The organism is Dactylosporangium sp. NBC_01737 (assembly GCF_035963215.1).
In the GTDB taxonomy this organism is placed as follows: domain Bacteria; phylum Actinomycetota; class Actinomycetes; order Mycobacteriales; family Micromonosporaceae; genus Dactylosporangium.
The window spans coordinates 9,267,448-9,292,735 of the sequence record NZ_CP109153.1 but is presented as its reverse complement, the minus strand read 5'-3'; the positions used below and the strand labels follow the sequence as shown (position 1 = coordinate 9,292,735).

21 protein-coding genes are annotated in these 25,288 nt (G+C 74.9%); 14 read left to right on the top strand and 7 right to left on the bottom strand.

The window, feature by feature from the left end:
- Positions 1 to 9 precede the first annotated feature (9 nt).
- The 4 genes from OHA72_RS42415 (at position 10) to OHA72_RS42400 (ending at position 4,093) form a co-directional block, all read left to right on the top strand.
- Positions 10 to 1,356 (top strand): ABC transporter substrate-binding protein, encoded by a 1,347-nt coding sequence (locus OHA72_RS42415; RefSeq protein ID WP_327001739.1) that lies wholly within the window; start codon positions 10 to 12, stop codon positions 1,354 to 1,356.
- Positions 1,357 to 1,429: 73 nt separating this feature from the next.
- Positions 1,430 to 2,935, top strand: coding sequence for a glycoside hydrolase family 36 protein (locus OHA72_RS42410; RefSeq protein ID WP_327001738.1), 1,506 nt, complete (start codon positions 1,430 to 1,432; stop codon positions 2,933 to 2,935).
- Between the two features lie 4 nt (positions 2,936 to 2,939).
- Entirely contained in the window at positions 2,940 to 3,278 is a 339-nt protein-coding gene (locus OHA72_RS42405; RefSeq protein ID WP_327001737.1) for a DeoR family transcriptional regulator, read from the top strand.
- 119 nt (positions 3,279 to 3,397) lie between these two features.
- Entirely contained in the window at positions 3,398 to 4,093 is a 696-nt protein-coding gene (locus tag OHA72_RS42400; RefSeq protein WP_327001736.1) for a class I SAM-dependent methyltransferase, read from the top strand.
- Here OHA72_RS42400 and OHA72_RS42395 read toward each other — a convergent pair.
- Positions 4,044 to 4,460 carry a hypothetical protein gene (locus OHA72_RS42395; RefSeq protein ID WP_327001735.1) on the bottom strand — a complete coding sequence of 139 codons (417 nt, stop codon included), beginning with the start codon at positions 4,458 to 4,460 and terminating at the stop codon, positions 4,044 to 4,046. The two genes, OHA72_RS42400 and OHA72_RS42395, sit on opposite strands and share 50 nt — an antisense overlap.
- A 9-nt stretch (positions 4,461 to 4,469) precedes the next feature.
- Between OHA72_RS42395 and OHA72_RS42390 the strand changes: the two genes are divergently transcribed.
- Positions 4,470 to 5,390: an FAD-dependent monooxygenase gene (locus OHA72_RS42390; RefSeq protein WP_327001734.1), complete on the top strand. Its 921-nt coding sequence runs from the start codon at positions 4,470 to 4,472 to the stop codon at positions 5,388 to 5,390.
- A gap of 10 nt (positions 5,391 to 5,400) precedes the next feature.
- On the opposite strand, the gene OHA72_RS42385 is transcribed toward OHA72_RS42390, so the two are convergent.
- Positions 5,401 to 6,075, bottom strand: coding sequence for a response regulator transcription factor (locus OHA72_RS42385; RefSeq protein ID WP_327001733.1), 675 nt, complete (start codon positions 6,073 to 6,075; stop codon positions 5,401 to 5,403).
- 3 nt (positions 6,076 to 6,078) lie between these two features.
- Entirely contained in the window at positions 6,079 to 7,761 is a 1,683-nt protein-coding gene (locus OHA72_RS42380; protein WP_327001732.1) for a sensor histidine kinase, read from the bottom strand.
- Positions 7,762 to 7,848: 87 nt separating this feature from the next.
- Between OHA72_RS42380 and OHA72_RS42375 the strand changes: the two genes are divergently transcribed.
- Together OHA72_RS42375 and OHA72_RS42370 are read left to right on the top strand one after the other, a co-directional pair.
- The gene (locus OHA72_RS42375) at positions 7,849 to 8,664 is read left to right on the top strand and encodes a GDSL-type esterase/lipase family protein (protein ID WP_327001731.1); all 816 of its coding nucleotides are present in this window, start codon (positions 7,849 to 7,851) and stop codon (positions 8,662 to 8,664) included.
- Between the two features lie 16 nt (positions 8,665 to 8,680).
- Entirely contained in the window at positions 8,681 to 9,397 is a 717-nt protein-coding gene (locus OHA72_RS42370; protein ID WP_327001730.1) for an Hsp70 family protein, read from the top strand.
- Here OHA72_RS42370 and OHA72_RS42365 read toward each other — a convergent pair.
- Entirely contained in the window at positions 9,344 to 10,201 is an 858-nt protein-coding gene (locus OHA72_RS42365; RefSeq protein WP_327001729.1) for a DUF6597 domain-containing transcriptional factor, read from the bottom strand. The two genes, OHA72_RS42370 and OHA72_RS42365, sit on opposite strands and share 54 nt — an antisense overlap.
- Before the next feature lie 65 nt (positions 10,202 to 10,266).
- On the opposite strand from OHA72_RS42365, the gene OHA72_RS42360 reads away from it, so the two are divergent.
- The 4 genes from OHA72_RS42360 (at position 10,267) to OHA72_RS42345 (ending at position 15,152) form a co-directional block, all read left to right on the top strand.
- Positions 10,267 to 11,643 carry an FAD-binding oxidoreductase gene (locus OHA72_RS42360; RefSeq protein ID WP_327001728.1) on the top strand — a complete coding sequence of 459 codons (1,377 nt, stop codon included), beginning with the start codon at positions 10,267 to 10,269 and terminating at the stop codon, positions 11,641 to 11,643.
- On the top strand, positions 11,640 to 12,317 hold the full coding sequence (locus tag OHA72_RS42355; protein WP_327001727.1) for a DUF899 domain-containing protein: 678 nt from the start codon (positions 11,640 to 11,642) through the stop codon (positions 12,315 to 12,317). The genes OHA72_RS42360 and OHA72_RS42355 overlap by 4 nt, the downstream gene beginning before the upstream one ends.
- Positions 12,318 to 12,386: 69 nt before the next feature.
- A complete protein-coding gene (locus OHA72_RS42350) occupies positions 12,387 to 14,717 on the top strand; it encodes an MMPL family transporter (RefSeq protein WP_327001726.1) in 2,331 nt (776 codons plus the stop codon).
- A 45-nt stretch (positions 14,718 to 14,762) separates the two neighbouring features.
- On the top strand, positions 14,763 to 15,152 hold the full coding sequence (locus tag OHA72_RS42345) for a trypco2 family protein (protein WP_327001725.1): 390 nt from the start codon (positions 14,763 to 14,765) through the stop codon (positions 15,150 to 15,152).
- Between the two features lie 10 nt (positions 15,153 to 15,162).
- Here the strand turns inward: OHA72_RS42345 and OHA72_RS42340 are convergent, their stop codons facing one another.
- A complete protein-coding gene (locus tag OHA72_RS42340; RefSeq protein ID WP_327001724.1) occupies positions 15,163 to 15,729 on the bottom strand; it encodes a TetR/AcrR family transcriptional regulator in 567 nt (188 codons plus the stop codon).
- Between the two features lie 120 nt (positions 15,730 to 15,849).
- On the opposite strand from OHA72_RS42340, the gene OHA72_RS42335 reads away from it, so the two are divergent.
- From OHA72_RS42335 to OHA72_RS42325, 3 genes are all read left to right on the top strand, one after another.
- Complete coding sequence (locus tag OHA72_RS42335) at positions 15,850 to 16,356, top strand: cupin domain-containing protein (RefSeq protein ID WP_327001723.1); 507 nt, start codon at positions 15,850 to 15,852, stop codon at positions 16,354 to 16,356.
- A 112-nt stretch (positions 16,357 to 16,468) separates the two neighbouring features.
- Positions 16,469 to 16,663: a DUF397 domain-containing protein gene (locus tag OHA72_RS42330; RefSeq protein WP_327001722.1), complete on the top strand. Its 195-nt coding sequence runs from the start codon at positions 16,469 to 16,471 to the stop codon at positions 16,661 to 16,663.
- Positions 16,664 to 16,682: 19 nt separating this feature from the next.
- Positions 16,683 to 17,975 carry a glycosyltransferase family 4 protein gene (locus OHA72_RS42325; protein ID WP_327001721.1) on the top strand — a complete coding sequence of 431 codons (1,293 nt, stop codon included), beginning with the start codon at positions 16,683 to 16,685 and terminating at the stop codon, positions 17,973 to 17,975.
- On the opposite strand, the gene OHA72_RS42320 is transcribed toward OHA72_RS42325, so the two are convergent.
- Positions 17,944 to 23,670, bottom strand: a complete 5,727-nt coding sequence (locus OHA72_RS42320) for an AAA family ATPase (protein ID WP_327001720.1) — start codon at positions 23,668 to 23,670, stop codon at positions 17,944 to 17,946. The genes OHA72_RS42325 and OHA72_RS42320 overlap by 32 nt on opposite strands.
- Positions 23,667 to 25,025 (bottom strand): esterase/lipase family protein, encoded by a 1,359-nt coding sequence (locus OHA72_RS42315; protein ID WP_327001719.1) that lies wholly within the window; start codon positions 25,023 to 25,025, stop codon positions 23,667 to 23,669. The genes OHA72_RS42320 and OHA72_RS42315 overlap by 4 nt, the downstream gene beginning before the upstream one ends.
- Between the last annotated feature and the right edge of the window lie 263 nt (positions 25,026 to 25,288).

Sequence of the window (25,288 nt, the reverse complement as noted above, 5' to 3'; positions counted from 1 at the left end):
GGAACCCCCGTGAACAAACGACTCCGCACGGCGGCTGCGCTGACCGCCGCGGCGCTCGCCTTGCCCGCCACCCTGTCGCTCGCCGCCTGTTCCTCCGACTCCGGCGACGACGGCGGCAAGGTCACCCTCAACTACTGGCTGTGGGACGACAAGCAGCTGCCCGCCTACCAGGCCTGCGCCGACGAGTTCAGCAAGGCCAACCCCGACACCACCATCAAGTTCACGCAGACCGCGTGGCAGCAGTACTGGCAGAACCTCACCACCCAGCTCGCCAGCGGCAGCGCGCCGGACGTGTGGACCGACCACGCGTCCTACTATCCGCAGTTCGTCACCAGCAACCAGATCCTGGACATCCAGCCGTTCATCGACCGCGACAAGGTCGACCTCGGGCAGTACCAGGCCGGCCTCGCCGACCTGTTCGTCAAGGACGGCAAGCGTTACGGGCTGCCGAAGGACTGGGACACCATGGCCCTGGTCTACAACACCAAGCTCGTCACCGACGCCGCCGGCCTGGACAAGCTCACCTGGAACCCCGGTGACGGCGGCAGCTTCGAGCAGGCCATCGCCAAGGCCACCGTCGACGCCCAGGGCCGCAACGGCCTCGACCCCGCCTTCGACAAGAACACCGTGAAGGTCTACGGCTTCCTGCCCGAGTGGGCGGACGGCTCGCAGGGCCAGAACGGCTGGGGCGACCTCGCCGTCGCCAACGGCTTCAGCTACCTGGACAAGAACCCCTGGGGCACCAAGTACAAGTACGACGACCCGAAGCTCGCGGAGACCATCGGCTGGTTCAAGCACCTGATCGACAAGGGCTACGCCCCGAAGTTCGACAAGCAGTCGACCATCGGCCGTGACGCCACGATGGACGCCGGGCAGGCCGCGTTCACCATCGTCGGCTCCTGGACCATCGGCACCTACCTCGGCACCGGCGCCAAGCAGCAGTACGCCTTCGCGCAGCTGCCCACCGGCCCGTCCGGGCGCAAGACCGCCATCAACGGCCTCTCCGACGCGATCTACGCCGGCACCAAGCACCCCGACCAGGCGTGGTCGTGGGTCAAGTTCCTCGGCTCCTCCGCCTGCCAGGACATCGTCGGCGACAAGGCCGTCGTCTTCCCGGCCGTCAAGTCCGGCACCGACAAGGCCCTCGCCGCCCACAAGGCCGCCGGCCGCAACGTGCAGGCCTTCACGGACCAGGCGGCCGCGTCCGGCGGCACCTTCTTCCTGCCGATCACCGACCACGGCAACGAGGTCAGCCAGATCGTGCAGGACGCCATCCAGTCCGTGGCGCTGGGCCAGGCCGCCCCGGCCGACGCCCTGAAGAAGGCCAACGACCAGGTCAACGGCCTGTTCAAGTAGCCGTTCCCCGGTTATTGACCGCGGCGGGGCGTGTATGAGGCGCCCCGCCGCACCGCACCCGCAAAGGAGAACCATGGCACAGCTCGTGGAGGTCGGCGGACACCACTTCGCCCTCCAGCACTCCGCCCACGGCACACCACGCCCCGTCCCCGGCGGCGTCGTGCTGCCCCCGGGCCGGATCGCGATCCTGCACGGACTCGGCGACGCGTCGTTCTACCGGCACGGACACAACTCGTGGAGCCCCTGCGGCTGGCGGCGGCTGAGCCAACCTCCCCTGCGCGTGCCGAACCCGCAACGGCTCGTCACCGCCGACGACCCCACCTTCGACGACCCGGCCCGGCACCACTCCTCCGCCGTCGCCGCCCTGGAGGGCCCCGACGGCCGGACGCTCCTGCTGGGTGCGCTCGGGCTGGACACCCCGCGGCTGGTCGCCGACCACGACACGCTCACCGGCTGGTACGCCGCCGCCGGCGCCGACTGGTTCCTCGCCTACGGCGCCGAGGAGGACGTGTTCGGCGCCTACACCGACCAGCTCGCGGCGCGCTTCGGCGCCGGCACCCGCCGCGCCGGCAACGTCTGGTGCAGCTGGTACGCCTACTACGAGAACATCACCGAGACCCAGCTGACCAAGGACATCGCCGACCTCACCGGGCTGCCCTTCGACGTCGTGCAGATCGACGACGGCTGGGAGGAGCAGGTCGGCGACTGGCAGCCCAACGCCAAGTTCCCCAGCGGCATGCGCAGCCTCGCGGACCGCATCAGCGACGCCGGGTTCACCCCGGGGCTGTGGCTCGCCCCGTTCATCGCGCTGCCGCACTCCCGCACCGCCACCGAGCGGCCGGAGCTGCTGCTGCGCGGCCCGGACGGGCAGCCGGTCGTCGCCGGGTACAACTGGGGCGGCCCGTACTACGCGCTGGACCTGGCTCGCGCCGACGCCCGCGACCACGTCGCCGCGCTGATCCGGACCGTCGTGCACGAGTGGGGGTTCCGCTACCTCAAGCTCGACTTCATCAACGCCGGTGCCTCGCCCGTCCCCGGCGCCGCCTCCGATCGCCGCCGCGAGGAGCTCTACCGGGAAGGGCTGCGGGTCATCCGGGAGACCGCCGGCGACGACGTCTACCTGCTCGGCTCGGGCGCGATGCTGCTGCCGTCCCTCGGCCTGCTCGACGGCCTGCGCAGCGGCCCCGACGTCGCCCCGATGTGGGACAACTACGCCTCGGTCGACCCGTCCGACGCCACCGCCCGCAACGCCGTCGTCAACAGCCTGCACCGGCTGTGGCAGTCGCCGCTGGTCGAGGTCGACCCGGACGTCATCTACTTCCGCAGCAAGCTCAACCTGCTCACCCCGCAGCAGCTGCGGTGGCTGCGCGACCTCGCCGACATCTGCCGCTTCCGCGCCGTCTCCGACCCGCCCAGCTGGCTGACCCCCGCCGAGCTCGAGGATCTCCGCGACTACCTCGAGGCCACCCCGGCGATCCGCCGGCTCGGCCGGTACCGCTTCAGCCTCGACGGCCGCGACGTCGACTTCGGCCCTGCGGCCGCCGCGGACACCGGCGGCCAGCTGTACCCCATCTCGTGACGCCATGCCCACCTCCATGCTGCCGTCCGTGCGGCATCAGCGGATCATCGACCTGCTGGCCGAGCGGGAGTACGTGACGATCACCGACATCCGGGAGGCGACCGGCGCCTCCCTCGCCACCACCCAGCGCGACCTGGCGAACCTGGCCCGCAGCGGCGCCATCACCCGCCTGCACGGCGGCGCCACGCGGGCACCGGCACCACGCGGCGAGACCCGGCTGCTCGCCGCGTGCCTCGCACAGGGCCGCCACGCGCTGGACCGGCACGACCTCAGGGGCGTCGAGCACGCGCTGCACCAGGCCCTGGCCGCCTGCGACCGCCTGCGCCGCGCCGCCACACGTTGAGCGTCGGCCGCGCAGATCATGGCAGGATGCGTGGCATGGCTGGTCGCGCGTTGAGCTTCGGGGCGGTCGCGGAAACATACGAACGGTTCCGTCCCGGGTACCCCGAAGCGCTCTACGACATGGTGCTGGCGTACGCCGGCCGACCGGTGCGCACCGCACTGGAGATCGGCGCCGGGACGGGCAAGGCGACCCGGCTGTTCGCACGGCCGGGGACCGTCGTGACCGCGACCGACCCGGACGGCGCCATGCTCGCCGAGCTGCGCAAGCACGTGCCGGCGGACGTCAAGACCGTCCGGGCCGCGTTCGAGGACCTGCCGACGGGGCAGCGCCACGACCTGGTCTTCGCGGCGGCGGCGCTGCACTGGACGAGCCCGCAGGGCCGGTGGTCACGCATGGCGGCGCTGGTGGAGCCCGGGGGCGTGTTCGCCTCGTTCGGCGGGCCGTTCAAGCCGGCCGACCCGGCGGTGGAGGAGACCGTCCGCGCGGCCCGTGCGCCGTTCCTGGCCAGCGACGAGATCCCGTCGCCCGACGGGACCCCCGAGGGGCACGCGATGCAGTGGCCCGGCACGGAGCTGCAGCGCTCCGACGGGTTCGACGACGTGCGGCAGTGCGTGATCGAGCGCCGCGTGACGGTGTCCGCCGCCGACTACGTCGGTCACCTCTCGACGGTCTCGGCCTACCTCGAGCTGCCGGTCGCGGTGCGCGCGCAGGTGTACGACCACATCGAGCGCGCCCTGCCGGACACGGTCGAACTCTTCGCCGACATCATCGTGCATCTCGCCCGCCGCCGCCAGGACGCCGCAGGAGCTGGGTGATCAGGGCGTCGGCGAGCCAGCGCTCGTAGTCGTCGTCGGTCCAGCCGCGTTCGACGACGAGGGTGCGGTACACCTCGGGCAGCACCAGCGTGAGATAGACGGCCACGCCGTGCTCGACGCCGACCCCGGGCGCCAGGTCGGCCGCGACGGACTCGACCTGGCGGCGGAAGGCGCGCTCGCGGTTGGCGGCGATGGTGCGCAGGTCCTCGGCGATGTCCGGGTCGGTCCGGGCCGCCTCCTGGTAGATGTCGATCACGTCGTACATCTGCTCGAACTGCCGGCGCTGAAGATTCGCGCACAGGCGCAGGGCGTCGCGCGGGTCGGGCAGCGCGAGGGCCTCCTCGTGGGTCCGGTCGACGTCGAGCACCGACAGACGATGATCGAGTTCCGGGCCGACCTGACCGGCTGGACCGGCGCCCGCCCGCGCGGGATCTACTTCCTCACCGCCACCGGCGCCGCGCTGATCTGGACCCACGCCGACGACCGCTGGGTGATCAGCGTGCCCGGCCCGGTGGCGGACCCGGCGACGACCGTCCGTGCCGTGCTGGGCCTGCCCGACCTGCGCCTGGACGTGCTGGCCGGCGCCCCGTGGACGGCCGCCGCGCAGTCCGCAGCCCGCTACGCGCATGGCCCCGTGTTCCTGGCCGGCGACGCCGCCCACCGCTTCCCGCCGGCCGGCGCGACCGGCGTGAGCGCCGCGATGCACGACGCGCACAACCTCGCCTGGAAGATCGCCGCCGTCGTCCACGGCCACGCCGGTGCGGGCCTGCTGGACAGCTACGCCGCCGAGCGGGAGCCGGTCGGGCGGCGCAACGCCGAGGAGACCGGCGCCGCCTGGTCGCGGCTGCTCACCGGCGACGGGGCGCCGTTCAGCGGCCGCAGCCTGGCCCAGCTCGACATGGGCCACCAGTACCGCTCGCCGATCGTCGCCGGTGACGGCGGCCCGGACGCCGACCCGCCCGGCGCCGACTACCGGCAGACCGCCGCGCCCGGCTGCCGGGCCCCGCACCTGTGGCTGGCCGACGGCACCTCCACCGTCGACCTGTTCGACCGGACGTTCGTGCTGCTGACCGCCGGACCCGGCGGCGCCTGGCGCGACGCTGCGGCGCACTGCCCGGCGGTGCCCGTCGCCTGCCACGTCCTGACCGAACCCGGATGGCCCGACCTGTACGGCGTCGCACCCGACGGCGCAGTCCTCGTCCGCCCGGACGGCCACGTCGCCTGGCGCAGCCGCACCGCGTCCGGCGCACCCGCGACCGACCTGAAGGCCACCCTGACCACCTGCACCGGCGGCTGACGTGCCCGCGCTACGGCCCCGGGCGCCGGCGTTCGGAGGATGCGTCCAGGTAGGACAGCACGGCTCGGACGCGGCGGTTGTCGGTCGCGGTGTCGGCGATGCCGAGGCGGTCGAAGATGTGCTGGATGTGGGTGCCGACGGTGCGCGGCGAGACGCAGAGCCGCTCGGCGATGCCGCGGTCGGTGAGCCCCTCGGCCATCAGCACCAGCACCTCGCGCTCGCGGTCGGACAGCACCGCCAGGGACTCCGGCACGGCGGGGGCGGCCAGCAGCAGCTCGACCAGGGCCGGATCGACCACCACCTCGCCCGCGCCGACGCGCCGCACCGCGTCGATCAGCGTGGCGCGCTGCATCACCCGGTCCTTCAACAGATAGCCGACGTGGGTGCGGCCCCCGTCGAGGAGTTCCATCGCGAAGGCGGTCTCGACGTACTGCGACAGGACCAGCACCGCGACGTGCGGGTGGTCGCGCCGGATCCGGCCGGCGGCGCGGATGCCCTCGTCGGTGAAGGTGGGCGGCATGCGGATGTCGACCATGGCCAGGTCCGGGCGGTCGTGGGCGACGATGCGGTGCAGCTGCTCGACGTCGCCGGCCTCGCCGACCACCTCGACGGCGTCGATCGCGCCGAGCAGCCTGGTCAGCCCGGCGCGCACGATCAGGGAATCGTCGGCGATGACGATGCGCATCACTCACTCCGCTCGCGCGACGGGCTGGGCGGGGATGCGGGCCTCGACCGTGGTGCCCCCGCCGGGCGGGCTGTGCACGCCGAACGCGCCGCCGACGACGGTGACCCGGTCGGCCAGCCCGCGCAGCCCGGACCCGCCCCGCACGTCGGCGCCGCCGTGGCCGTCGTCGCGCACCTGGACCACCAGCTCGCCGGGCTCGAAGGCGACCCGGATGTGCACCCGCGCGCCGGCCGCGTGCCGGACCGCGTTCTGCAGCGCCTCACTCACCACGAAGTAGGCGGCCGTCTCGACGTCGGTGGCGAGCCGCGGTACCCCCGCGACGTCGAGTGTCACATCGGCCCTGGCGCGCCGTCGCAGCTCCGCGAGGGCGGTGGACAGGCCGCGCTCGGTGAGCATCGCCGGGCGCAGCCCTCTGGCCAGGGCACGCAGCTCGTCGATCGACTGACGCAGCTGGCCGCTGGCGTCGTCGAGCATCGCGGCGGCGGGATGGGTGTCCGGGACCTCCATCCGGGCCGTCTCCAGGGCCATGCCCACCCCGATCAGCTGCTGCTGCGCCCCGTCGTGCAGGTCCCGCTCCACCCGCCGGCGCTCCGCGTCCGCGGCCTGGACGAGCCGCTCCCGCGACGCTCGCACCTCGTCGAGCTGGGCGTGGACCTGCCGGTGCAGGCGCGCGTTCTCGATGGTCATCCGGGCCGCCGCGACCCCGGCCTCGAACAGCTCCGGGTCCTCGGTGCGGGCGCTGCGGTGGTGGTGCAGCGTGTAGCCGTCGCCGAGGTCGGTGACGTCGCCCTCGCCCCCTTCGCCGGCGACGATGCGCAGGCTCGGGTCGCGCAGCAGGGTCGCCAGGCCGCTCTGCAGCTCGGCGATGTCGGCGGTGCGGAGCCGGACCAGCAGGGTCGCGACGTCGGCGCGGGCCAGTTTCGTGTTCACCAGTGCGATCAGCAGCCCGACGGGCACGAGCAGCGTCGCCAGGCGCCGGGTCCACCACATCACCGCCCAGAGGTCACCGTCGGCGGCGCCGGTCAGGGACAGACCGGCATACATCAGGTACGCGGCGGTCAGCACGCCGATCGCCCACAGCGCAGGCGCGGCGCTACGCCGCTGCGGTGCGGCCATCCCGCGGCGACGCAGGGCGACCAGGGCGAGGAACCAGGCACCGAGGCCGATCGCGAGCGCGTCGTTGACGGTGAACCACAGCTCGACGACCGTGCGCTCCGGCGAGATCAGCAGCGGGTTGTCGGGGCAGCCGTCCGGCGGGCAGACGACCATCCAGCCGGGCTCCGCGAACAGCCACGGTATCAACCAGACCAGCGGCCACAGATAGGTCACGGCGAGGAAGACCCGTTCGCGGCGGCTGTGCGTGCGCCCGTCAGGGTAGGTCAGCATCGCGTGGGCGAGCAGCGTCCAGTACAGCGGCTGCAGGGCGCCCTCGACCGCGAGCAGCAGCCCGCTCTCGGCCGTGCCGGGGCCGTTGAGCAGGACGAACAGTCCCCATGCCAGCAGGATCAGGCCGACGCGGCTGTCCGGCCGGCGCCTGAGGGCGACGAGACCGGCCACGATCACCGCGAACTGCACGGCGGCCGTGATCAGCATCAGCCACAGCCAGCCGCCCAGGGGCAGGAAGTACCAGATGCGCACCGCGATCAGCAGCACGGCGACCGCGAGCACGGCGACACGGGTTCTCACCGGCTCAGGATGGCACCTGCGGTCAGTACCGGACATGCGTAGAACTACCGACGCCCCCGATGGGGCCCTCCACCGACGATCGAGCCCATGAACCGACACCTGACCCGGCTGCTCGCCACCGCGCTGACCGTCGCCTCGGTCACCGCCGCGGCATCCGGCCCCGCGGCGGCCCACCCGCCGTCGCCGCGCTACCACCTGGCTCTCGGCGACTCGCTGCCCTACGGCTTCACCACCGCCGGCGCCCGCGCCGGCCTGCCACCGTCGGCGTTCACCGGCTTCACCGACCTCGTCTCGCGGGCCGCCCGGCTGCGGACGGTCAACTACTCCTGCCCCGGCGAGACCACCGGCACCTTCATCACCGGCCCGTGCGGCTGGCGCGCCGCCGGCTTCGGGCTGCACGACGACTACCCCGGCAGCCAGCTCGCCGCGGCCGAGGCGTTCCTCGCCGGGCACCGCCGCGACCCGCACACCCTCATCACGCTCACCCTGTGGGGCAACGACATCCGGCTGTTCCTGGAGTCCTGCCCGGACGTCGCCTGCGTGCTCGACCGGGCGCCGGCCGAGATCGCGGCCCTCGCCGACCGGCTCCGGCAGTCCCTGACCCGGCTGCGGGCCGCGGCGCCGCGGGCGCGGATCGTGCTGGTGGGCGCGTTCACGGTCCAGCTCACCGACCTGGCGGCCGCCGACGGGTTGATCGGCGCACTGAACGCGGCCATGGCGGCCGCAGGGGCCTCGGTCGGCGCACGCTTCGCGGACCCTGCGCCGATCTTCAACCCGCCGGGCGACGCGACGGCCAGGCGGAAGGTCCTGTGCCGGCTGACGCTGCTCTGCGCCGAGAACGACAGCCATCCCAGCACCGCCGGGCACCGCGTCCTGGCGGCGCTCGTGCTGACCCGCGCTTGAGAAGGGCGATCACCTGATGCAGAACCACAGTGGCCTGGGAGTCGACTTCGGCACCTCCACGACGGTGGCCGTGCTGGCCGGCCCGGACGGCCGGCCCAGACCGCTGCTGTTCGACGGCGCGGAGCTGCTGCCGTCGGCCGTGTGCGCCGACGAGGACGGCAACCTGCTCGTCGGCCGCGACGCGGTGCACGCCGCGCGGGCCTACCCCGGCGGGTACGAGCCGCACCCGAAACGCAGCGTCGACGACGGCACCCTGCTGCTCGGCGGCCGCGAGTTCCCGGTCGTCGACGTGTTCGCCGCCGTCCTGCGCCCGGTCGCCGCGGAGGCCGGACGGGTCGCCGGCGGCCCGGTGCCGGGCGCGGTGCTCACCTGCCCGGCCGGCTGGGGCGCCCGCCGCCAGGCGGTGCTCGTCGGCGCCGCCGAGGCCGCCGGCCTGCCGGGCCCGCGGGTCCTGGCCGAGCCGGTCGCGGCCACCATCGCCACCGGCGGCAACGCCGACCAGTCGGTCAGGCTCTGGAGCGGCGACGGCGGCCGCAACACCGTCACGATCACCGGCCACACCGCGTGGGTCCGAGCGGTCGCGTTCAGCCCGGACGGGGCCACCCTGGCCACCGGCAGCCAGGACCACACGATCCGCCTGTGGCGGACGAGCGCACCGGCGGCGGTGCGCCCGGCCGGGTCATCGCCGGGCGTCGGGCAGCAGCCGGGCGTCGAGCAGCGGAGCGTCGGTTAGCAGGGCGGTGTAGGAGGCGGCATGGTCGTGCCCGCAGGCGCACTGTTCGGCGGTCTCCAGCAGGAACGCCCGCACGGACGTCCCCGTCAGCCGCCGGCACTCCCGCTCCAGATGGGACTGGTCGGCGTAGCCGGCGTCGGCGGCCAGCCGGGCCACGCCACCCTCGGCCGGCGCGCGGCCCTGCGCGATGGCGTGCTGGGCCGCCGCCAGCACGCCCTGGAACCGCAGCAGCCGGTGCAGCGTCTTGGGCGGCATGCCGACCGCAGCCAGGCAGCGGCGCCGCAGGTTACGGGCCGAGACCCGCAGCACCGACGTGAGCTCGGCGACGCCCCCGGCCCGCCCGGGCATCAGGTGACGGACGGCGTGGGCCACCAGCGGATCGGCGTCGGTGCGCCGGCCCAGGACGTGCGCCTGCAGGACGGCCAGCGCCTGCTGCGCCGACGGCGCGGCGGCGACCAGCTCGCCGAGCATCTGCGTGGCGGCGCGACCCCAGACGGCGTCGGCGTCCAGCTCCCGGCCGGCGACCTCGGACGCGGGCAGGCCGAGCACGGCCGGCGCGGCGCCCGGCCGCAACCGCAGCCCGACCACGGTCGTGCCGGGCGCCAGCACCCGCGTGACCGGGTCGGTGCACGGCCCCAGCACCACCGGCGCGGCACCGACCCGGCAGGTCAGCTCCGTGCTGCCGTTGGGGACGCTGCGATGCGGGAACCCGGCGCCGCCGGGGCCGACCCGCTGGACGAACACCGCGGAGACGAGGTCCCCCAGCGCCGGGACGGGCAGCCGCTCCACATAGCTGTGCCGCATCCGCCCACCGTACTGGCCGTTTTGTTCAAGCGCCGCCCACGCCCGCGGCCCTACCGTCGGCAGCCATGACGGACGTGACGACGGCGGACTGGGCGGCACTGGCCCGGGTCGCGGGGGAGGTCCTGCTGCCGCACTCGGCGGGCTACGAGGCGGCACGGCGGCCGGTCGACCCACGGTTCCACCACGTGCGGCCGCGGGCGGTGGTGCGGTGCGCCACGCCGGCGGCCGTGGCCGAGACGATCGCCTTCGTCCGCCGTGCGGGACTGCCCGCGGTGCTGCGCGGGGGCGGACACGACTTCGCCGGTCGCTCCACGACCACGGGCGTGGTGATCGACACGACGCCGCTGCACGCGGTGACGGTGGGCGACGGCGTGGCGCGGGTCGGCGCCGGGGCGAACCTCGCGCAGGTGTACGCCGCCCTGGCCGGGTCCGGGCGCACCATCCCGGCCGGCTGCGGACCGGGCGTCGGCATCGCCGGTCTGACCCTCGGCGGCGGGCTCGGCGTCCTCGGCCGCCTGCACGGGCTCACCAGCGACCGCCTGCGCGCCGCCGAGGTGGTGCTCGCCGACGGCCGCGTGGTCACCTGCGACGAGCGCACCCACGCCGAGCTGTTCTGGGCGCTGCGCGGCGGCACCGGCCGGTTCGGCGCGGTCACCGCGTTGACGTTCGCCACCGTGCCGGCGCCGGAGATGGTCAGCTTCCGCCTGACCTGGCCGTACCACCGTGCGGCGGCCGTCGTCGAGGCGTGGCAGGCGTGGGCGCCGTCCGGGCCGGACGAGCTCGCCGCCAGCCTGCACCTGACCGTCCCCGCAGATCCCGCGGCACCGCCGGGCGCGGCGGTGGTCGGCACGATGGCCGGCCCGCCGTCCGCGGCGGCCGCCGTGCTCGGCGACTGCATCGCCCGGGTCGGCGTCGCGCCCGCGTCCGACGAGCGGCGGGCGGCCTCCTTCCACGAGACGAAGCGGCTGCTGGCCGGCGACGGCCCGGACCGCGCCGGTGCGTACACGTTGCGCAGGTCCGGGTTCGTCGCCGAGCCGCTGCCGCGCTCCGCGATCGTCGCGCTGACCGGGCACCTGGCCGGGTCGCGCCGGCCGGGCCAGTCACGCATGCTGGACCTCATGCCGATGGGCGGCGCCTACAACCGGGTACCGGCGGACGCCACCGCCTTCGTCCACCGCGGCGAGCGGTTCCTGCTCCAGCACCTCACCACCGCCGACCCGCGGGACGCGCCCACCGCCCGCCGGTGGCTGGACGACTCCCACCGTCTGGCTGCCGAGTGGCGGTCCGGCGGTGTATACCAGAACTTTCCCGACCCGGACCTTCCGGACGCCGCCGCGGCGTACTTCGGCGCCAACGTGCACCGCCTGCGCCAGGTCAAGTCGGCCTACGACCCCGACGGATGCTTCGGGGCACTCGACCCGAACGAAGGAGACGGATCATGAAGCTGCCACCGGTTGTCGATCACGCGACCTGGAGCAAGGAGCTGGCCGAGCTGCGCGCCCGCGAGAAGGCGGCCACCAGGGAGCTCGACGCGATCGCCGCGCAGCGACGGCGGCTGCCCATGGTGCGGATGCCCGACTACACCCTGGCCGGGGCGCAGGGGCCGGTCCGGCTCGCCGACATCTTCGACGGCAGATCACAGCTGATCGTGTACAACCACATGTGGAACCCGGATGCGGAGTGGCAGTGCGGCGGCTGCACCAGCTTCACTTCGTCGTTCACCCGCCTGGACTTCCTCGCCAACTACGACGCCCGCTTCGTGATCGTCACGCAGGGCCCGATCGACGCCGCCCTCGCCTACGCCGAACGCGTCGGCAACACCATGCCGTGGTACTCCACCGCCGACAGCCCGTTCGGCGCCGACGTCGACGCGCCGCCCGGCGGCGGGTTCGCGGTGAACGTCTTCCTCCGCGACGGCGACACCGTCTACCGCACCTGGCACACCAGCGGCCGCGGCACCGAGCAGCTCACGTTCACATTCGCCCTCGCCGACCTCCTGCCCTACGGCCGGCAGGAGGAGTGGCAGGACTCCCCGGAGGGCTGGCCGCAGTCACCCACCTACAGCGGTTGGCTCGACTCGCCCGACATCGCCCGGCTGTACGGTCCCGCGGCCTGAGCCGTTTCCGTCCGGTCGTGGCGGGGTAACCGCGTGCCACACGACACGTGACGGATCGGAGTACGACCGGTGAGTGAGCCCAGAACGCCCAGGAGCCGGTGGTACCCGAGCCGGCTGCTGGAGTGGTACGCCGGCATCGTCGTCTGGCTGCGCTGGCTGGTGGTGGCGTTCTGGGTCGCCGCGGCGGCCGTGACGATCGCCTACATCCCGGCGTACGGCACCGGCGGCAACGACCTGGAGCAGCTGATCTCGGCGGACAACCCGGCCGTGCGCAGCGAGCTGCAGTCCGTGGACAAGTTCGGGTTCCCGGTGCTGAGCCGGGTCGCGGTCGTGCAGCGCAACCCCGCCGGGCTGTCGGCCGCGACGCAGGCCAAGGCGGTCGCGCGGGCCAGGGCGGTCAGCGACGGCAGCGACCCGGACGCGAAGCCGATCGTGGCGGCGGTGCCGGTGATGAACACGCTCGGGCTGTTCCCCGGATCCGCGGAGGACGGCACGACGATCGTGACGCTGCTGTTCACCGACCCGAGCGTGACGTTCGCCGGGCAGCAGGCAGCGGCGGAGCAGTTCGTGGCGACGCACTACGACGCCGACGACGGCGTGGTCGGCATCACCGGCTCCGTGCCCGCGCGGGTCGAGCAGACCCGCATCGTGCTGTCGTCGCTGCCGAGGCTCGAGCTGATCACCGTCATCGCGGTGTTCCTGATCATCGCGGTCGTGTTCCGGTCGCTGGTCGCGCCGCTGCTGGCGCTGGCCGTCGCCGGGGTCGCGATCGTCCTGACCCTGTCGATCGGCGGCGCGGTGGCCGCCCGGTTCGGGGTGCCCGTCCCGCAGGAGACCCAGCCGCTGCTGGTGGCGCTGCTGCTCGGGGTGGTGACCGACTACGTCGTGTTCTACTTCTCGGCCGTGCGGACGGAGCTGGCGTCCGGCACGGACCGGCTCACGGCGGCCCGGCAGGCGACCGCGCGGTTCACCCCGATCATCGCCACTGCCGGGGCGACCGCCGCCGCTGGTACCGGCGCGCTGCTGGTCGCCGGTTCGCCGGCGTTCCGGGCGTTCGGCCCGGGGATGGCGCTCGCGATCCTCATCGGCATGCTCGTGGCGGTCACGCTGGTGCCGGCGCTGCTGGCCATCTTCGGCTCCGCCGCGTTCTGGTCGCCGTTGCGCCGGCGGACGTCCGCGCCGCCCGCCGAACGCCCGGCACGGCCGCGCCGCGGCTGGTCGTGGCTGCTCACCCGCCGCTGGTTCGCCGCGCCGATGCTGCTCCTGCTGACCGCGGCGATGATCACGATGGCGGCGCCGGTGCTGCACCTGCGGCTCGGGCTGTCGTTCGTCGACGCGCTGCCGACCAACCATCCCGCCCGCACCGCCGCGACGCAGGCGGAGACCGGCTTCGCGGACGGGATCCTGTCGCCGACCGAGCTGCTGGTGCAGGGCACCGGCGTGGCCGGCCGCGCCGACGAACTGGCCCGGCTGCAGCAGTCGCTGGCGAAGGCCACGGGGGTCGCCGGCGTCCTCGGTCCCGGGACGCAGGGCCTCCCGCCGGGGCTCAACGTGTTCCGGTCCGCCGACGGCACCGCCGTCCGCTTCCTGCTGGTCCTCACCGACGAGCCGCTCGGCGCCACGGCGATCGGGACGCTGTCGCGCCTGGAGCGCGACCTGCCCGGCCTGCTGCGGGCCGCGGGCCTGGACGGCGCGCAGGCCAGCCTCGGCGGCGACACGGCCGTCGCCAAAGTCATCGTCGATCAGACCGTCCACGACCTCGGCCGCATCGCCGTCGCCGCCCTCATCGCCAACCTGGTGTTCCTGATGCTCTTCCTGCGCGCGCTCATCGCGCCGATCGGTCTGCTCGCCTGCAGCGTGCTCGCCATCGGCGCGACCCTGGGGCTGACGACGTGGGTCTTCCAGGACGTGTACGGCAACGACGGCCTCACGTTCTACGTGCCGTTCGCGGCCGCGGTGCTGCTGGTGGCGCTCGGCTCGGACTACAACATCTTCGGCATCGGGCCGGCCTGGCGTGAGGCCCTTGCCATCACGCTGCCGCAGTCCGCGCACGCGATCCGCACCGCGGCGGTCACGCTCGCGGTGAGCCTGGGCCTGCTCGCCCTCGTGCCGCTGCGGCCGTTCCGAGAGCTCGCCTTCGCGCTGTCCGTCGGCATCCTCATCGACGCGTTCATTGTGCGGTCGCTGCTGGCACCCATGCTGCTGTCGGTCCTGGGCTCCGCCGTCGAACCGGCCACCGCGGCGGACGACGCGGCGGAGCGGCAGGCGGCGGCACAGGACGCGGCACAGGACGCGGCGGAGCGGGCGGCGGCGCGCGAGCCGTTCGTCCCGGTGGCCCGCGAGCCGGTGGCCGCCGAGGAACGGGTCCTGTCCACGGAGCCCCCGCCGGAGCGGACCTGACGCAACGGGTGACCGGCCGGTGCGGCCGGTCGCGATGATGGCCGCATGGACATCGACTTGGCGGATGCGGTTGCGGTGGTGCGCGACGAGCTGATCGCCGCCGCCCGGGGTGCGGCGCAGGACGTGGCGTCCGTGGTGGGCCCGATCGAGCTGGAGTTCGCCGTCGAGCTGCGGCAGGACGCCAAGGCGAAGCTGGGGTTCTGGGCCTGGGTCCTGTCCGGTGACGCCGAGGCGGGCGTGTCGCGGGGCCGCACCCACAGGGTGAAGGTGGTGCTGAACCCGAAACGCCCCGGCGGCGGCGACCTGCTGGTCTCCGGCGCCGCCGAGGACGCCGTCGGGGCGGTCACCGAAGCTATCGGGATCCTCCAGGACGTCCCCGACGGCGGCGAACACCTGGAGCGCGCGGTCGCGGTGCGCGCGTGGCTGCAGGAGTGACCGCCGAGGGTCACCGCGCGGCGGCGGTCACCATCGCGGTCGCCAGACGGACCGCATCGGCGTCGGGCAGCCCGCGTTCGTGGCACAGCGACCGCCACGTCCAGAACGAGATCGCGTGCCCGATCGCGGCCCGCACCCGCCGCCGGCGTGCGCCGCGGGCCCCGAACGGCCGCAGCAGCAGGTCGATCTGCCGCGCCTCACCGGCCTCGGCGGCCGCGCGGACCTGCGCGGGCAGGGCGGCCCGGTCGCGGCCGGCGTTGGTCAGCATCGGCTCGCCGTCGCGGTAGAACCGGTACAGGTCCGCCAGCGCGGCCGCCAGCCGTGCGACCGGGTCGTCGACGCGGGCCCAGGCCGCCGGGTCCGGCAGGACCTGCCCGGCGGCCCAGTGTGCGGTGCACGCCGCGAAGAGGGCGTCCTCGTCGGGGAAGTGCCGGTAGACGGTCAGCCGGGTGACGCCGGCGGCCTCGGCGATCGCGGACACGGTCGTGGCGGCCGGGCCGACCGTGCCGTGCAGCGCGACGGTCGCCTCGACGATGCGCTGCCGGGTCCCGGTCACGTTGTCGGCCCGCTTGGCCATCCGGTACGTCCGCGAATTCGAAGAACGCTGCTGTTCACTCAATGGAGTTGACGTCCCGTCGCCGAGGTCCCACGATTTCATGGAACACTGGTGTTCCATCATATTGGAGAGGTGACCCGCATGACACAGACGGACCCGCCGCCGCTCACGGTCGTGCGGCCCGGCGAGGGACCCACCGGCGACCTCGGCGCCATCGGCGTGCAGTTCAAGCTCTGGGGCCACGACACCGGCGGCGCGCTGTCGATCGTCGAGCACCCGTTCCCCGTCGGCGCGTTGGTGCCGCCGCACCTGCACACCCTCGAGGACGAGTACTCGATCGTGCTGGAGGGCGAGATCGGCTTCCGCTCCGGCGACCGCGAGGTCGTGCTCGGCGCCGGCGGCTACATCACCAAGCCGCGCGGAGAGCTGCACGCCATGTGGAACGCGGGCTCCGTGCCCGCCCGCATGATCGAGATCATCAGCCCAGCCGGGTTCGAGCACTTCTTCCGGGAGGTCGCCGAGCTCGCCGCCGACGGATCCGCCACCGCCGAGCGGGGCGCGGAGCTCATCGAGCGCTACGGCCTGCGGTTCGCCGAGCCGGACTGGCTGCCCGGCGTCATCGACCGCTACGGCCTGGCCACGTCGTGACGGGCCCCAGCCGAGATGTCGCTTTGGCCGTTGGGTGTCGGCGGCGTTGACCCGTCCGGTGGTGGGCGGCAGCATCGATGCCAGTAGTCATTCTCACCGAAGGGGGGCGGCGATGGACGCGCAGTGGCGGACGTCGAGCTACACCACCGCGGGTGGCACCTGCGTGGAGGTCGCGATCGTCGGGGACGACGCGATCGCGGTGCGCAACAGCAACTTCCCGGACCGGGGGACGATCCTGTTCACCCGTGCCGAGATGGACGCCTGGATCAAGGGTGTCAAGGACGGGGAGTTCGACGATCTCACGTGACGATTCGAGGCCGGGTGCGGTGCGCGACGCCGCGTCAGCGCCGCACCCGGCGGACTCGTTGCGGATCGCGCTGCTGACGCACCGCGGCAACCCGTACACCGGCGGCCAGGGTGTCTACGTGTCGGCGCTGAGCCGTGAGCTCGCCCGGCTCGGGCATCGGGTGCACCTGATCTCCGGGCCGCCGTATCCCGACGCCGCCGAGGGCGTCACGTTCACCCAGATGCAGGGCCTGGACCTGTACCGCGACGGCAACCCACGGTGGTGGCCGTCGCTGTCGCGGGTCCGCGGGCCGGTGGACGCGCTGGAGTGGGCGACGCTGCACTGCTGGGGCGTGTATCCGGAGGCGCTCGCGTTCTCGCTGCGCGCCCAGGCCTACCTGCGCCGGTCCGGCGTGCCGTATGACATCGTCCACGACAACGCCGACCTGGGCTACGGGCTGCTGCGGCTGCGCGGCGCGGCGCCGGTGGTCGCCACCATCCACCACCCGGCCACCGTCGACCGTGACTTCGACGTCGCCGCCGAGCGCGGGTGGCACCGGCGGCTGGCGATGCGCCACTGGTACGGCTTCACCCGCATGCAGGGCCGCGTCGCCCGGCGGATCAGCGGGCTCGCCACGGTCTCCTGGACGGCACGCGACGCGCTCGTCGACGCGTTCGGGGTACCCGCGGACCGGGTGCGCGTCATCGAGGCCGGCGTCGACGCGGAGCTGTTCGCCCCGCCCCGCGAGGCGCGGGTGCCGGGCCGCGTCGTCGCCGTGGTGAGCTCCGAGGGGCCGCTGAAGGGCGTCGCGGACCTGCTGGAGGCGGTCGCCCGGCTGCACGCCGAACGGCGCCTCGAGGTGGTCCTGGTCGCCAGCAGGACGCTGCCGGGCGGGGCGACGCAGCAGGCCCTGGAGCGGCTCGGCCTCCGCGACGTGGTGCGCGTCGAGTCCCGGCTGACCTCGTCGCGGCTCGCCGCGCTGGTCGGGTCGGCCCAGGTGGCGGTCGTGCCGTCCCGGTACGAGGGGTTCTCGCTGCCCGCGGTCGAGGCGATGGCGACCGCCACGCCGCTGGTGGTGACCACGGCCGGGGCGATCCCCGAGATCGTCGGGGCGCCGGGGACGACGGCGCTGCACGTGCCGCCGGCCGATCCGGTCGCGCTCGCCGCGGCAATGCGGCGGCTGCTGGACGACCCGGACCTCGGTGCCCGGCTCGGTGCCGCGGGCCGGGCGCGGGTCCTGGAGCGCTACACGTGGCAGCGCACCGCCGCCCGCACCGCAGACTGGTACCGGGAGACGATCCTCAGCCGGGCAGCAGCGACCCGTCGACGGTGAGGTCCATGACGCCGTCGGCGGTGCCCGCCGTGATCGTGCGGCCGTCGTGGTCCAGCGCGTGGACCGGCACGCCGACGGGCAGGGTGGCGTGCAACCGGTGCGTGGCAACGTCCCAGATGCGCACCGTGCCGTCGTGCCCGCCGGAGGCGAGTGCCCGGCCGGTGAGGAACCGCACGGCCCGGGCCTGGTCGCCGTGGCCGGCGAGCACGGTGCCGTGTCCACTGCGGAGGTCCCACAGGCGGACCGTGCCGTCGGCGCCGGCGGAGGCCGCGAGGGTGCCGTCGGGGGAGAGCGCCACCGACCACACCCACCCCTCGTGGCCGCGCATCGCGGCGCCGACGGGTGTTCCGGTGGCCGCGTCGACCGTGCGCACCACGCCGTCCTGGCCCGCGGTGACGAGCAGGCCCCCCGGTGCCGTGCCCGCCGCGCCGTCCTGGCCTGTGGTGGTCGGCGGACCGTCTGGTGCCGTGCGCGTCGCGCCGTCCCGGTCCGCGGTGGCCGGCGGACCGTCTGGTGCCGTGTCATCCCGGTCTGCGGTGATCGGCGGACCGTCTGGTGCCGTGTCATCCCGGTCCGTGGTGATCGGCGGACCGTCTGGTGCCGTGTCGTTCCGGTCCGTGGTGGTCGGCGGACTGTTTGGCGCCGTGTCGTTCCGGTCCGTGTCGTCCTGGCTCGTGGTGGCCGGTGTCGTGCACACCGCCCGGATCGGGGCGTCGTGCAGCGGGTCGGCACGGTGGACCGCCGTGCCGGACCGGGTGTCCCAGATGGACAGCCGGCCGTCGGCGGTGCCGGCGGCGAGCAGTCCCGCGGCGAGCCGGCACACCGCGACGACCGGCGCGTCACCGGTCAGGCACGGCACGCCGGCGACCTCGCCGGTGACGACGTCGACCACGGCAGCCCAGCCGTCCACCGCGCCGAACACGGCCAGTGCCGACCCGGGTGGCCCGGCCGCGACGGCGGTGACCATCCGGCCGAGGTCCAGCGCAGTCCGGCGGTGCAGCGCCGGGTCCCACAGGTGGACCGTGCCCGCCTCGCCGACGAGCACCCGCAATGGCGTGCCGGCCGGTCCGGTCACGGTGGCGACCGCGTCGACCGACCCGGGCCTGCCGCCGACCGGCGGGCCGACGGGCGTGCGGCCGCGCGGATCCCACAGCCGCAGCATGCCGTCGTGCCCGCCGGACGCGAGCAGCGGCCGCCCGTCCGGGCCGGGCACCGGCCACAGGTCGCGGACCGTCATCCCGTGCCCGGGAAGGTCGGCGCCGGCGCCGGACAGCGTGTGGTCGGAGAGCCTGATGCGGCCGTCGGCGCCGGCGGACGCCAGCCACGGCGGCACCGCGCACATCGCGCGAATGAACGACGGGTGTGCGCGCAACGGCGGCCCGGCCGGGGCGCCGGCCGCGACGTCCCAGCAGGCGATCGAGCCGTCGACGCGGCCGACGGCGAGCACGCCCGGGCGTGGCGACGCCATCGCGAGCACCGGCCCGTCGTGCCCGGTGAGCGGCGCGCCGACGGCGGCGCCGGCCCGCGGGTCCCACAGCCGCACCGCACCGTCCATGTCGCCGGAGGCGAGCAGCGGCCGACCGTCCGCGCCTTCCACGGCGGACAGGCAGCGGATCGCCGAGCGGTGACCGGTCAGCACCGCGACCGCTGGACCGTCCGACGCCGGGTCCCACAGCCGGACCGTGCCGTCGCCGCCGCCCGAGACCAGCAGGTCCGTCCCGTCCGGGCCCGGCACCGTGGCCAGTGCCAGCGCCGGGCCTTCGTGGCCGCGCAGCGGCGCGCCGTACGGCTCGAACGTGCCCGCGTGCCACCGGCGGACGGTGCCGTCGTGCTCCGCCGAGGCGAGCAGCGCCGACCCGCCGGCGGTGACCACCCGGGCCATCACGACCAGGCCGGGTTCGAGGGTGGTGCGGGCGCCGGTCGGCAGGAGCGTCGCGGCGTCCCACCGCCGGGCCTGACCGTCCATGGTGACCGAGACGAGATCGGTGCCGCCGCCGGTCCGGTGCGCGGTGGAGACGGCACACACCAGGCCCGGCATCGCCGCCGGTGGCCGGGCCGTGTCGAACGCGGCCGACAGGTCCCACAGCCGGACCGTGCCGTCCTCGCCGGCCGAGGCCAGCAGCGGCTCGCCGGTGCCGGAGAGGACCGCGGCGGCCGCCCACAGCGCCCCGGCCATGCTGCCGAGCGGGGTGCCGACGGCCGCGCCGGCGACGGTGTCCCACAGCCGCACCGTGCCGTCCGCGCCGACCGACGCGAGCAGGTCACGGCCGCGCAGGCCCGGCACGACGGTGACCTGCGCGACGCCGGCGGTGTGGCCGGTGAGCGGCGGCCCGGCCGCGGCGCCGGTCGCCGGGTCCCACAGGCGGATGGTGCGGTCGTCGCCCGCCGACGCCAGCAACGTCCGGCCGGGGCCGGGCACGGCGCGCACCGCCGACACGACACCGGTGTGGCCGCGCAGCGGCGGCCCGACCGCGGCGCCGGTCGCCGGGTCCCACAGCCGGACCGTGCCGTCGACGCCGGCCGACGCAACCAGACCGCCGGCCGAGGCAACCGAGCCGCCGGCCGCCGCCGTGACCGAGCCGCCGGCCGAGGCATCCGAGCCTTCGGCCGACGTGACGGAGCCGCCGGCTGAGGCAACCAAGCCGCCGCCCGGCGTGACCGAGCCGCTGGCTGAGGCGACCGAGCCGCTGGCTGAGGCGACCGAGCCGCCTCCCGACGTGACCGAGCCGCCTCCCGACGTGACCGAGCCGCCTCCCGACGTGACCGAGCCGCCTCCCGACGTGACCGAGCCGCCTCCCGACGTGACCGAGCCGCCTCCCGACGTGACCGAGCCGCCTCCCGACGTGACCGAGCCGCCTCCCGACGTGACCGAGCCGCCTCCCGACGTGACCGAGCCGTCGGCCGAGGCGACCGAGCCGCCGCCCGACGTGACCGAGCCGAAGGCCGAGGCGACCAGGGCGCCGGGCACGACGCAGACCGCGACCACGGGACCGTCGTGCCCGGTCAATGGCGGGCCGAGGGGCGCGGACGCGTCGACGTCCCAGAGCCGCACCGTCCCGTCGCCGCCGCCGGAGGCGACGATCGTGCGGCCGTCGTCCATCGGTACCGCGGACACCGCCGACACCGCACCGGTGTGACCGTGCAGCGGCGGGCCCGCCGGCAGCGCCGTGGCCGGGTCCCAGAGGCGGACCGTCCCGTCGGCGCCGGCGGACGCCAGCAGGTTCCGGCCGCCGGGGCCGGGGACCGGGCACACCGCGGCGACCGCGCCACGGTGGCCCGCCAGCGGCGCACCGACGGGAAGGGCGGTCGCCGGGCTCCACAGCCGGATCGTGCCGTCGTCGCCGGCCGATGCCAGGACCGGGCCGATCCGCGGGTCGTCGAGGAACGCGAGCCCGGACACGTACCCGGCGTGGCCGGAGAGCACGACGTGCAGCGCGACCCGTTCGAGGTGGGCCGCGCGCAGCGTCCACGGCCGGGCCGGCGCCGGCGTCTCGGTGAAGGCCCGCCCGCCGAGGCGGGCGCAGGCGACGTGGCGGATGCCGGCGCGGTCGGGCAATGCGGCGGCGGCCAGCCGGTGCCGCGCGTGGACGACCCCGGCCAGCGGCGCGGGCATGCCGGCCCCGCCGAACGCGGTGCGCAGCAGGTCGGCGGTGACGGCGTGCGGGTCCAGCCGGTCGAGCACCGAAGGGGCGTCGGCGAGCTCCTGCCACAGGCCGGCGTCGGCGACGTGCCCCGACAGGTGCCGTGCCACGTAAGGGTTCCCGTCGCCGGTCAGCGCGATCAGCGCCCGCGCCAGCAGCGGCTGCCGCGACGGGGTGCCGCCGAGGAACCGTTCGGCGAACGCCCGGTGGGCCAGCCGGTACACGGTCTGCCCGCCCTCCTGGTCCACCACCACGTAGGGGCGCGCGGCCTCGAGGAACGCGGACACGTCGGCGTCGGCGACCGGCCGCCCGGCCAGCGCGGAGGCCATCGCCGCCCAGACGCCGCCGGCGATCGGCACGCCGCGGCCGCGCCCGAGGGCGAGCGCCTCCATCAACGTGGGGAACGCGGCGGACCGGCGGGCGAGCCGGTCGACCGCATGCCCGAACAGTCCACGGTGGTCGCCCGGCAGCGTTTCGGCGCTCGCCAGCAGCCGTGGTTCGGCGAGGATCTCGTGTACGGCGAGCTGCGCGTACAGGAACTGCCCCCGGCGCCGCCCGAGCAGCTCCGCGGTCCGCTCGACCTGTTCGGGTCCGGGCGCCTGCCCGTCGATGGTCAGGGCGCCGCGCTCGCGGGCCAGCGACAGCCGCCGGGTGACGTAGCGGCGCACCGCGTCGGGGTCCTGTTCGAGCCAGACGGTCCGGGCGAACCCGGCCGGCGCCGCCGCGGTCAGCGCGTCGAGCAGGTCCTCGTCGTCCGGCTCCGGCTGGGCGAGGCCCTCGTGCGTGGAGGCGCGGGTGCCGACGACGAGCCGCACGCCCGGCACGCCGGCGATGCGCCTGAGCACGGTGCGTGCGACCGCCAGGGGTTCGACCGCCTCGTCGAGCGCGTCCACCAGCAGCGTCAGGGGACGTTCACGGCGCCGCAGGTGCGCGACGAGCCCGTCGAGGGCGTCGGCGGCGGTCTCGTCACCGGCGTCGTATCCGGCGACTGTTGCGATCCGCCGGACGAGCGCGTCGAGTGTCATGCCGGTGAGATGGACCGCCGCGTCGAAGACGCCGTCGGCGGGCTGCTGGTCGTCGGCGAGGGCGTCGACCAGCCGCGCCCGCACCAGGAGCGAGCGCAGGTCGGGCAGGCTGTGCACGAGCAGGTGACCCAGCAGCGCCGATTTGCCTGACCCCGCCGGCCCGGTGACGACCAGCAGCCCGGACGAGGCGGTGCGCAGCCAGCGGACGATCTGGGCGCGTTCGGCGGCCCGGCCCTCGAAGAACCATGCCAGCTCGCCCTCCTGCGCGCTGCGGGCCTTGTCGACGAAGTGCGACCGCTCGCCGGCGGCCAGGGCGGTCTCCAGCTCCCGCAACAGGTCCAGGGGCAGGCTGACCGCGGCCGCGACCGGCGGCACGCGGCGCACCAGGGCCGTGTCGCCGAGCCGGCGGCCCACGACCAGGCCGGTCGGCAGCCGCCGGTCCAGCTCCGCGGCGAGCCGCCACAGCTCGATCCGCTCGTCGGTGCGGAAGTTCTCCGCCAGGCAGCGCCGCAGTGCCGCGGAGAAGCGCCCCAGCGCGGTGGAGCCGTCGCCGGACACGCCGATGAGCAGGACCCGGTCTGCGCCGAGGACACCGGAGGCGAGCTCCGCGTTGAGCCGGTCGACGAACCGCGACGACCAGCAGGTGTCGACGACGACCATCGTCCACTGGTCGTCGGCGGTGGCGTGCCGGGCCCGGACCGCCTCGGCGAGCTGGGCCGGCGTCACCCCCGACTGGCGCACCGCGGCCGGGCTGACCGCGTGCGCCAGGGACACGTCCAGGCCGTCGGACCAGCCGTGCCCGAGCCAGTACAGGACCGAGTCGGCGGGTACGTCGGGCCGCGACCATTTACGCAGCCGCCGGTTGACGGCGTCGCCGCCGCGGTCCTCCATCGGCATGGCCCAGGGCACCGGCTCGGCGCCGAACTCCGCGAACAGCTCGGCCACGACGGCCAGCTCCGGCTCCACGTCGAGGCCTGGGTGCTCCTCGTACGCGCCGATGACGACGGGGAACAGCTCCGGACCGCTCATGCGGCCATGAGCAGCTGGGTCACGGCCGAGGCGCCGCCGCCGGTCACCTCGACCCGGTACACGCCCGGCGCCGGCGTGGTCGCGAGCCCGGCGACCCGGCCGTCGCGGCGCTGCAACGCCACCGCCTGGACCATGCGCTCCGTCGCGGCGTCGACGAGCCGGCACGACACGTCGAGCGGGTGGTCGACACCGCTGACCGCGACGGTGAACGGCACCGCCGGCTCGACCAGGTCGGGCACGTCCAGGCCGAGGTCGCCGGCGCCGAGCCACGGCCCGGTGCGGCGGTCGGTCAGCGCGTCGACGACGGCGATGACGGCCTCGTCGCTCCTGGCGATCGCCCCGTGCGACTGCGCCAGCGGCATCGCCGCGACGGTGTGCAGTTGCGCCGACTCGCGGTAGACGGTGCCGTCGCCGGCCAGGTCGACGCGTTCGAGCCCGCCCGCGGCGGCTGGTTTGCAGGTGTACAGGCGGCCCTGCACCGTGCCGGCGTCCAGGACGATCGACTGGACGGTCGGCTGGTGGGCGCCGACGACCTGAACGTGCTCCGGCAGGCCGACCTCGGCGACCAGGGCCGAGCGTTGGAGGGCCTCGGCCGCCAGCTCCGCGTCGCCGCCGAAGCCGGCCACGTCGGACGGCTCCAGCCGCCGCGCGCCGTCGCCGGTGTCGACGCACCGGTAGGTCGGCAGCAGGTCGTAGAGGCCCGGCAGGGTCCTGGCGAGGTCCCGGAGCCGGGCCTTCGGCAGCGGCAACGGGCCGCCCTCGCCGGAGCTGAGCAGTACCGCCGCCTTCGCCGCACCGTAGAACGGTGTGCCGAGCGTGATGACCCTGCGAACCATGCCCGCGACGCCAGGTATCGCCGTCGCGTGCCGGGTGAGCAGCCCGCCCATCGAGTGGGCCACGACGACGGCGCGCGCCTCGCCGGGCGCGGGCAGCCCTGGGCGGGCGCGCCACTCGCCGAGTCGCGCGTCGATGAACTCCGCCAGCAGGGCCGCGTTGTGGTGCACCGGCAGTCGCCAGTCGTAGGCGAACTCGACCACCGCCGACGGGTCCAGGGTGACCCGCCGGACGCCGTCGAGCAGCCGCCCGTATGGCTCGAAGCCGCGCAGGACCGGGGCGAAGGCGGGGAAGCGCAGCAGCCCGGTCGCGCGGACCCGCCCGTAGCGGCCGGCCCGTTCGTCGTCGGTCAATGCGAGGGTGCGCAGTGCGGACCCGCCCGCCCAGGCCTTCACGTACCACCGCGGGTCCCGCAACCCCCACAGGGTCTCGCCGGTGACGGCGTCGGTCAGCTCGCTGCCCATGATGCCCGGCACGACGACCACCAGGTCGCTGCTCGTGCCCGAGCGAAGCGCATCCACGCCACGAGCCTAGAAGACCACCGGTACGGAACCTAGAAACGACACCGTCGCGACGGTGCGCCGTGGAACATGCAGGTTGCCTGCTGCACCCCGGGCGGATATCGGCGTGCGTCGACTGCGTGAACATCTTCGGACGGGGCCTGACCTGGCCCGAAGCGTAGGACTCCGAGTACTGAACGTGCGGTTAGGGCCTCCCTTATGGCGCTGATTTTGACGATTGTCGGTATCCCGATCCGTGCGTACGGTCTGTTGACATGGTCCTT

Bases quoted from the DNA above. Each gene is read 5' to 3' on its own strand.
- OHA72_RS42410 (WP_327001738.1), top strand. From the start codon at position 1,430: ATGGCACAGCTCGTGGAGGTCGGCGGACACCACTTCGCCCTCCAGCAC.
- OHA72_RS42405 (WP_327001737.1), top strand. From the start codon at position 2,940: ATGCCCACCTCCATGCTGCCGTCCGTGCGGCATCAGCGGATCATCGAC.
- OHA72_RS42400 (WP_327001736.1), top strand. From the start codon at position 3,398: ATGGTGCTGGCGTACGCCGGCCGACCGGTGCGCACCGCACTGGAGATC.
- OHA72_RS42390 (WP_327001734.1), top strand. From the start codon at position 4,470: ATGATCGAGTTCCGGGCCGACCTGACCGGCTGGACCGGCGCCCGCCCG.
- OHA72_RS42385 (WP_327001733.1), bottom strand. From the start codon at position 6,075: ATGCGCATCGTCATCGCCGACGATTCCCTGATCGTGCGCGCCGGGCTG.
- OHA72_RS42375 (WP_327001731.1), top strand. From the start codon at position 7,849: ATGAACCGACACCTGACCCGGCTGCTCGCCACCGCGCTGACCGTCGCC.
- OHA72_RS42370 (WP_327001730.1), top strand. From the start codon at position 8,681: ATGCAGAACCACAGTGGCCTGGGAGTCGACTTCGGCACCTCCACGACG.
- OHA72_RS42365 (WP_327001729.1), bottom strand. From the start codon at position 10,201: ATGCGGCACAGCTATGTGGAGCGGCTGCCCGTCCCGGCGCTGGGGGAC.
- OHA72_RS42360 (WP_327001728.1), top strand. From the start codon at position 10,267: ATGACGGACGTGACGACGGCGGACTGGGCGGCACTGGCCCGGGTCGCG.
- OHA72_RS42355 (WP_327001727.1), top strand. From the start codon at position 11,640: ATGAAGCTGCCACCGGTTGTCGATCACGCGACCTGGAGCAAGGAGCTG.
- OHA72_RS42345 (WP_327001725.1), top strand. From the start codon at position 14,763: ATGGACATCGACTTGGCGGATGCGGTTGCGGTGGTGCGCGACGAGCTG.
- OHA72_RS42340 (WP_327001724.1), bottom strand. From the start codon at position 15,729: ATGGCCAAGCGGGCCGACAACGTGACCGGGACCCGGCAGCGCATCGTC.
- OHA72_RS42335 (WP_327001723.1), top strand. From the start codon at position 15,850: ATGACACAGACGGACCCGCCGCCGCTCACGGTCGTGCGGCCCGGCGAG.
- OHA72_RS42330 (WP_327001722.1), top strand. From the start codon at position 16,469: ATGGACGCGCAGTGGCGGACGTCGAGCTACACCACCGCGGGTGGCACC.
- OHA72_RS42320 (WP_327001720.1), bottom strand. From the start codon at position 23,670: ATGAGCGGTCCGGAGCTGTTCCCCGTCGTCATCGGCGCGTACGAGGAG.